Below are 6,501 nucleotides of genomic sequence, written 5' to 3'. Positions count from 1 at the left end.
ATCGGGAGAATTGAGGAGCACTGCCCGCCAGGTGTTCTGCCGAGCGAGGACTTGGTCAACGGGCTCTACAGCCCAGAGCTGATGGGCGAGGCCCAAGCCATCGCTGCCGCCTTTGTAGCGACCGTCGCGAAACTCCAGGTTCAGGCGAAATTGAAGCCGCCGGCCCCAACATTAAGGCATAGGTAGGCGGCCCGGTGCTGTAGCAATTCCCCTACGGCTGGGGAGCGGCCGGCTCTCGCTGACGATCTCTTGTTTTTCAAGAAAGAGCTTGGCGTGCTCGCCCCATTCAGGGACCGTGGTCTTGTGCTCTTGAACAAACTCACGAAAAGCCTTGCGCAAAGTGTCAAGGTCTGATCGCCTTTATCGTCGTTCAAAGTCCCGCCACCAACTCCAATGAATTGATGGTAGTACCCCAAATGGAGCCTTCAAGGGTTTGGGCCCGACTTCTTTGCCGGAAATGGCAGCACGTTATTGTCTCGCTGGCGGGTTTGGATTTGCCGATAGAGATGAATGAGCATCACCATCTCGGCACTGCCGGCTGTCGATCTTGACGGCATGCACGCCAGGAGGGCTTCTAGCTTGCCTTCGTCTATTGTTGCGAGATGGGCCTTGATGGCCTCAATGCTGTCGTCAAGCGCTGAAAGCAAACCGGCTGCTGTTTGCATGGATTAACCCTTGCTCAAACAAACACCATTGCGAATCTATGGACCGCAAGTATCGGCCCCTCAAGTTGATTTTCTATGTACGTTGGATGGTCCGCCTCTCTGGGAACGTCGTCCAAGCTGTCACAGCCTCCCAGCTGCGCCGGCCGGACGGACGGAATGGGGCCGGCCGCCGCGTCTGTAGCGATAGCTGATTCTTGGCGCGTCGTCATGTTGGCGCCGACCGGGCCAGATCCCTGGACCTACGTCCGCCTCAGTGAGGCGGGGGTTGCGGGCGGCGCCGGCACTCCGAGGCCTACAAAAACGGCTCGGCGCCTGTTGGTCTGTCCCGTATCAAAAGCAGGGCGCCGGGCCGCTTGGCAGGCAAATGTCAAGAATCGGCTATCGCTGCAGGCGCGGCGGACCTATTCCGTCCGCCCGGCCGGCGCCATTGAAGCCCTTCTCATTCACCTGCTGCTCTGGTGCGGCTCTTCGCTGCCGGCTGCGATCTACTGTTCCCGACTTTCGATCTTTGGGCAGCTTTGACCAGCCGATCCAGCACGGCGAAATCCTTCAAATCTCGATAGGGCGTCAGGTCGAGATCGTGAGGGACGGCCTTCACCTTCTCCTCGTCGATCGGCTTTCCATTGCGCTTCATCAGCGCCTGGTAGGCCTGCCATGAGACACCGGCCGCGCGGACAGCATCCCGCTCGGTCCGCAGGGCTATCTGGTGGGCATGCAGGTAGTGAAGTCGCAATTTGTCCAACAGGGATTTCTCGACCACCTCATGCGTGACCAAAAAGGGCGCAAGCCTTACTGCCCGACCTTGCGACGCCATGGTTCGCGGTAGATGGCGGTCGATATAGACGGTTCGCCCATCCTCGCTGTAACCGGCAAGATAAGGGATATCGAAGTCGTGGTTCACCTCGATCCGGCGCTGCAAGGCAAGCACGACGTCTGTAAGGACGGCATCGTCCACATCTTCGGATTTGTGGCGGGCTTCGTCTTCGAGTTTCATCAGCAGCATCCCAAAAGCAAACATGCCGATCCACCAACGAGGGCCTTCTTGCGTTGTTCCTTCCGATCGCAATCCTCGCCTTCGGTGACTATCATCCCACCGGCTCAGCCAAGGCGCATCAGTGAGTTTTGACTTTGGTGAGTTCGAGGAAACTGTGCACCAGAAGCTGTAGTCGGCTCGGCGGCCGTCAAGGTTTTCGCGTCCAGCGCGCACAGGGTTCGGCAGCCCGCTGGCTCCGGCCGTCGGGCTTTTCCTTTGTCCGCGAACAGGGAACATTCCCGCTTAACATTCGTTACCGGGCATGAATGACCGCATTCCCGACAAGCCGCCTTTCGACAACGACCTCGAACACGATTCGCATGGGGACGTCTCGACCCTATGACGATGAGAACAGTGCTCGTACTCTTCGCGGCCGTGCTCTTGATCGAGGCCATCGTTTGGCTGACGGCCGGTATACTTGTCCCAGGCCGCTCGGAGGCTGTTGTCATTCCGGCGGCTCACCCGGAAGCGCCTCAATGAAAAATATTGGCGCGGGTCAGGTCCCGAAAGACAGAGCACCAGAAACGGAATTCGACTGGCCGCCCGGCAAGGTGAGCTTCCATTGCACAGTAGGCCACTGCGGTCTTCGCCTCCGCGCCATAGAGTTCGATGGCGGCATTTACGGCATCGCTAGGATCGGCAAAATCTGAAAGCCTCAGCGCTGCGCCGTTGTCTGTCCGGAGCATCGAGCAACACTCTCCTTCTCTTCGGCGCCCTTCATGCCGCTACGGCCCAGCGGCTTAGTTGCGAGGGGGACTGGCAGCGGAAGGCCGCTGGGCCTGACCGGCAGGGCCTTGAGGATGGCGGCGCCGACTGGCCAAAATGTATGCTCCCTGCAAAAATCAGCGAAACATGCGAACGAAGGAAGAGCAGGCCCGCAACTATTGCAGTTGGGGTCGCGGCAGCGCCAGCTTGATATCAAACGTCTGTGGCAAACGGGGATTGGTGCCGGTCCTCACTGAACCTGTCGTCATGGCATGGGCCGGGAGAATGATAACCATTCGGGCCTTAGGCTCCGGCCAGAGCGGGCTGCCAAATAGAAACAGCACAATTGCCAGCACGCATATGAGAAGGGTGGCGGTCAAGATATTCGCGATGATCTCGCCGAACTGCATGATGCTCTCCAGCAATAAGATGCCCACCAACTCGCTCGGAGATGGCGGGCATCTGGTCGCTGACGATGAAGGGACTTTGTTCGCCAGTACGCCGTCAATGAAGTGGCTTGCTTTATGTTTCTGGACTCGGAGCTTTGCGCTCCGGCAAGGGGACTTTGGTCCCATGTTGCGCGATGGGGCCTGCCGTAATGCCGGCCCGCCGCTGCCATTCTATTCGCTGGACGCTTTTCAGGTATCCCGCAAAAATCGACAGCTTCTTTTCGTAGCCGATGCGCACCATGGCCTTGCAGCTATCGCATCTGAAGCCTCCGATCGTTTTGAGCCAGGAACCGGGCCTCACCATTGCATGTGAACAGGCCGGGCAGTGAAACTCCATTGGTATGTCGCGCAGCTCATCGGACAAAGTCATTCCGTCATTGCTCCCGAACGCTATTCGGCCCGAGGCTGAAAACGAACAGAAGGGCGGAATGTTCCAGGCTGGTCTGCTGGCTGATCAGGAAATGGACTTTAGCCCTATGCTAGTGGCAAAGTCCAGCCATGCGGATTTTACTCGTCGCCTTCATGATCCTGCTTTTCATGGGCATTGGCTTGTGGCTGAGTGCCGAAATTTTCATTTATTCGCCTTCGGTGACTATCATCCCACCGGCTCAGCCAGAGAGCATCAATGAGTTTTGACTTTGGTAAGTTCGAGGAACACTGTGCACCAGAAGCTATAGTCGGCTCCGCGGCCGTCAAAGTTCGCCTCCAACGCTAACCAGGCTGCGGCGGTCGCCGCGTCCGGTCCATAAAGCTCGATCGGCGCGGGTCTACGCATACTTCTCGGGAACCACTTAACGCTCGGCGGCCGGTGGTTCGACAAGGTGTTGCTAATATGCAGCACCGGCGGCATCTCTGGTCGCCGCGCCGGGAACCGCTTCCAGCGGCCGCCCGTTGGCGTCAAAATGACACCGACAACGCGAGGCTGCGAAGATGGACAAGCGACAGAATACCAAAATCGTTGAGATGTGCTGTCTTCTAGCCGTTCCGGCTTCAATGGTTCTGACGATTGTAATAGCTCAGATGATCCTTGGCTGAACCAAAGCGCTAGGTTTCGACCTGGTGAAGCTGGTGATCGCTTCGGCCCGGACCTGACGCCCCGTTCCGCCTGCTGGAGGCATGTTCCGCTTCGTCGGACAAATCGCCTGACTGCGTTAGTCACGGTACGGATTCGTACCAGGGGGCCGGCCTGACTGGCCAGCTGCCGAAGGGTGGCGGGCCTTTTTCCATACGCTGCAGGCGCGGATAGTGACTGGGGACCCGATGGAGGCCGCCCCGTCACTTTCGGACTATGCTGAGAGCCTCGGCATATCACCGCCTTCGTCTTCCATTAGAAAGGCACTCAGCGCACTCATAAATGCCTCGGCGGTTTCCTTGTCGAGTTGCAGCTCGACTTCATCATCGTCATCCGTGATCAGCAGCAAGGTGCCTTTCAGCGGATTGCGCGATGTAACCACCACATCGTCATCCTGAAACTCGACTTCGCGGGCCATATCTCCAATCTCCGGTGCTCGAAGCCAGCATTCCGCGTCCGCCTGACTATCGCAACCAACCCGGCCGCGGTTCGTTGACCTATGCTGGTTGATCCCAGCACACTCTAGACCCTTCCCGCTGGCTCCGGCCGGCGGGCTTTTTCGGGCATGCCATGCCGTCGACTTCGATACGCAAGTTCGAATATGACCCGGACAGCAGGTTTTTGTCGGTGTGGTTTGTAGCGAGCGGCAGGCACTACGAGTTCTTGGAGGTGCCGCCGGGGACTTTCACCGCTTTCAAATCTGCGTTTGCCAAAGGCCGCTATTTTAACGACCACATCCGCAACCACTATGCGTTCCGGCTGGTGACATAAAGCGCCCGTTCTCTATGCGTCCATCTCCCGTCCATCTCCAGAGGCTCGTGCCCTGGCTGTTCGTGCCAGATGACTTGCCGCAGGTCGCGCCGGTCGACGGCCTGGCCGCAAGTCGGGCAAAAGTAAAAATGGTCGGCTTCGCTGGCCGGCAGCCCGCCGCGACGCGTACCTTTGATGGGAGGTCCAAGGTCGGATAGCTTCGCCATGGCTATCGAACTGCTCCTTCTACGGCACCTTCGAAGTCGATCCTGGGCAGACACGCGGATCTCTCCTCTATGCACTTGGCTATGGCCAATGGCACATTCCTGCACTGCGCCTCTGGCTAGAGACCATCATCCCCGAGAAGACGGCCACGGACGGCTTCGAGGTCGTGCATGGATTCCGCGGATGCTCAATTCCCGCAAGGTTCTCTACGATCACAGATCAGTCTAACCATCCTCCTCGCCTTCAGCTCTGCTGCAACGGTATTGGCTATCGCATCCGCCCGCGGCGCCTATGCCAGGGCGACCACAGGCACGATCGCCAGCATCGACAAGAAGGGCGATTCGATCACCATGGCCGACGGCAAGACATTTTCCTTGCCGGAAGGCATTGAAGCGGAAACGCTTACGGTGGGCGAGAAGGTAACTGTCACCTACACGACGAAAGCCGGCAAACTCGCGGCTTCGGCTATTCAGCCGGCTAAGTAGGTCGCACAAAACCAAGGACCGGGTCGGTGTGCTTGCCCGGTCCTTCCTGAACAGCGGGCGGATACCCATGTCGGGAATATTGATATTCCTTTACAGTACTCCCGTTGCAATCCGGTCAAGCCGGTTGCCTTCCCGATACGGACACCAGCGCGGCGGCGCAGATGCCCATCAGCGCACCGCCAAGGATGTCCGTCATATAGTGGATCCCGACGAACACCTGGGACCAGGCAACCAGCACGGCTATAGCACCGAAGACGAGGGCACGCCCTGGCAAGGCCTGTAACGCAAAGGCGGCAACGATCGCGAAGGCGGCCGTCGCATGATCTGAAGGAAACGACCAGTCGGCGCTTATCGGGACTATGAGATGGGTGATTCCAGCCTCATAGGGCCGCACACGATGTACAAAAAGCAAGATAACCTGGTTAGCGCCTGCGCGTGCCCATCCCGCGCAGCAGGTTCGTTCAACGGCCCATAATGAGACGTTCGACGCCTTGGCGCTGAATCTGGGCTGCCGGCGCAACCGAGACATCCCCGCCCCGAAACGCAAAGACCGCCCCGGTTAGACCGGGACGGTTAGGGTGTTATGACGAAACTGGTTGCGGGGACACGATTTAAGGCTGCAAACCGCCCTATACCTCGCAAAGGAGTCGAGTTAGCAAACGAATTCAGTGGCCGCACTGTATTGGCGGTATCCCTCTCCCGCTACAAAAATCCGGTAAGCTATTGAAATAGCTAGCAAATTATGTATATTTGGTAGCGCGCCCCGGACAAAATTACCCAATAATTTCAATGCTGCACTACGACGGTACCAACAAGATGCTCATATCCGACTACGAGCAGTCCTTCAGGCTGAGGTCCGAGCGCGGTCGACGGCGGACGGCGACGGGTTGTCGCTGAGTACGTATGCGATTGCTACATGCATCATTGGTCCGCAGAGGAGCGTCCCGGTTCCTAGTGAAGCCACGACCGCCCGGCGATGCGCGCCGCCTGACAGAATGAATAGCCGCCGGGGCAACGCACGGCCCGTGAATCAACGTTTTTGGAGCATGCGAGCTCCCTGACCGCGTGGAAGCGCCAATAGCGGTCATCCGCCGCCGGTTCTCAAATGGCCGCAGTG

General features: G+C 58.4%; 11 protein-coding genes. 4 read left to right on the top strand and 7 right to left on the bottom strand.

Translation table 11 applies throughout. The annotated features are described in order from the left end of the window. Positions 1-186 carry a hypothetical protein gene (locus tag JT360_RS32735; RefSeq protein WP_214477517.1) on the top strand — a complete coding sequence of 62 codons (186 nt, stop codon included), beginning with the start codon at positions 1-3 and terminating at the stop codon, positions 184-186. A 239-nt stretch (positions 187-425) separates the two neighbouring features. Here JT360_RS32735 and JT360_RS32730 read toward each other — a convergent pair whose 3' ends face one another. From JT360_RS32730 to JT360_RS32715, 4 genes are all read right to left on the bottom strand, one after another. Beyond that, positions 426-665: a hypothetical protein gene (locus JT360_RS32730; protein WP_214477515.1), complete on the bottom strand. Its 240-nt coding sequence runs from the start codon at positions 663-665 to the stop codon at positions 426-428. Between the two features lie 439 nt (positions 666-1,104). Next, positions 1,105-1,659, bottom strand: coding sequence for a hypothetical protein (locus JT360_RS32725; protein ID WP_214477513.1), 555 nt, complete (start codon positions 1,657-1,659; stop codon positions 1,105-1,107). Positions 1,660-2,171: 512 nt separating this feature from the next. Beyond that, complete coding sequence (locus JT360_RS32720) at positions 2,172-2,384, bottom strand: Y4oE-related protein (RefSeq protein ID WP_214477511.1); 213 nt, start codon at positions 2,382-2,384, stop codon at positions 2,172-2,174. A gap of 195 nt (positions 2,385-2,579) precedes the next feature. Continuing rightward, positions 2,580-2,813 (bottom strand): polymerase, encoded by a 234-nt coding sequence (locus JT360_RS32715; protein WP_214477509.1) that lies wholly within the window; start codon positions 2,811-2,813, stop codon positions 2,580-2,582. Between JT360_RS32715 and JT360_RS32710 the strand changes: the two genes are divergently transcribed. Continuing rightward, positions 2,794-3,165 (top strand): hypothetical protein, encoded by a 372-nt coding sequence (locus tag JT360_RS32710; RefSeq protein WP_214477508.1) that lies wholly within the window; start codon positions 2,794-2,796, stop codon positions 3,163-3,165. The genes JT360_RS32715 and JT360_RS32710 overlap by 20 nt on opposite strands. Positions 3,166-3,474: 309 nt before the next feature. On the opposite strand, the gene JT360_RS34310 is transcribed toward JT360_RS32710, so the two are convergent. Both JT360_RS34310 and JT360_RS32705 read right to left on the bottom strand, forming a co-directional pair. Further along, on the bottom strand, positions 3,475-3,627 hold the full coding sequence (locus JT360_RS34310) for a Y4oE-related protein (RefSeq protein ID WP_502845505.1): 153 nt from the start codon (positions 3,625-3,627) through the stop codon (positions 3,475-3,477). 511 nt (positions 3,628-4,138) lie between these two features. Further along, entirely contained in the window at positions 4,139-4,342 is a 204-nt protein-coding gene (locus JT360_RS32705; protein ID WP_214477506.1) for a hypothetical protein, read from the bottom strand. Positions 4,343-4,494: 152 nt separating this feature from the next. Between JT360_RS32705 and JT360_RS32700 the strand changes: the two genes are divergently transcribed. Both JT360_RS32700 and JT360_RS32690 read left to right on the top strand, forming a co-directional pair. Continuing rightward, the gene (locus tag JT360_RS32700; protein WP_214477504.1) at positions 4,495-4,695 is read left to right on the top strand and encodes a KTSC domain-containing protein; all 201 of its coding nucleotides are present in this window, start codon (positions 4,495-4,497) and stop codon (positions 4,693-4,695) included. Between the two features lie 374 nt (positions 4,696-5,069). After that, the gene (locus JT360_RS32690) at positions 5,070-5,384 is read left to right on the top strand and encodes a DUF1344 domain-containing protein (protein ID WP_250889238.1); all 315 of its coding nucleotides are present in this window, start codon (positions 5,070-5,072) and stop codon (positions 5,382-5,384) included. Positions 5,385-5,499: 115 nt separating this feature from the next. Here the strand turns inward: JT360_RS32690 and JT360_RS32685 are convergent, their stop codons facing one another. Further along, on the bottom strand, positions 5,500-5,796 hold the full coding sequence (locus JT360_RS32685) for a phosphatase PAP2 family protein (protein WP_250889237.1): 297 nt from the start codon (positions 5,794-5,796) through the stop codon (positions 5,500-5,502). Between the last annotated feature and the right edge of the window lie 705 nt (positions 5,797-6,501).

The organism is Mesorhizobium sp. dw_380, from assembly GCF_018588885.1.
GTDB lineage: Bacteria > Pseudomonadota > Alphaproteobacteria > Rhizobiales > Rhizobiaceae > Mesorhizobium.
Note: the sequence above shows the minus strand (reverse complement) of the source record. Positions and strands in the feature narration are given on the sequence as shown.

Bases quoted from the DNA above. Each gene is read 5' to 3' on its own strand.
- JT360_RS32730 (WP_214477515.1), bottom strand. From the start codon at position 665: ATGCAAACAGCAGCCGGTTTGCTTTCAGCGCTTGACGACAGCATTGAG.
- JT360_RS32700 (WP_214477504.1), top strand. From the start codon at position 4,495: ATGCCGTCGACTTCGATACGCAAGTTCGAATATGACCCGGACAGCAGG.
- JT360_RS32715 (WP_214477509.1), bottom strand. From the start codon at position 2,813: ATGCAGTTCGGCGAGATCATCGCGAATATCTTGACCGCCACCCTTCTC.
- JT360_RS34310 (WP_502845505.1), bottom strand. From the start codon at position 3,627: ATGCGTAGACCCGCGCCGATCGAGCTTTATGGACCGGACGCGGCGACC.
- JT360_RS32705 (WP_214477506.1), bottom strand. From the start codon at position 4,342: ATGGCCCGCGAAGTCGAGTTTCAGGATGACGATGTGGTGGTTACATCG.
- JT360_RS32720 (WP_214477511.1), bottom strand. From the start codon at position 2,384: ATGCTCCGGACAGACAACGGCGCAGCGCTGAGGCTTTCAGATTTTGCC.
- JT360_RS32690 (WP_250889238.1), top strand. From the start codon at position 5,070: ATGGATTCCGCGGATGCTCAATTCCCGCAAGGTTCTCTACGATCACAG.
- JT360_RS32725 (WP_214477513.1), bottom strand. From the start codon at position 1,659: ATGAAACTCGAAGACGAAGCCCGCCACAAATCCGAAGATGTGGACGAT.
- JT360_RS32710 (WP_214477508.1), top strand. From the start codon at position 2,794: ATGATCTCGCCGAACTGCATGATGCTCTCCAGCAATAAGATGCCCACC.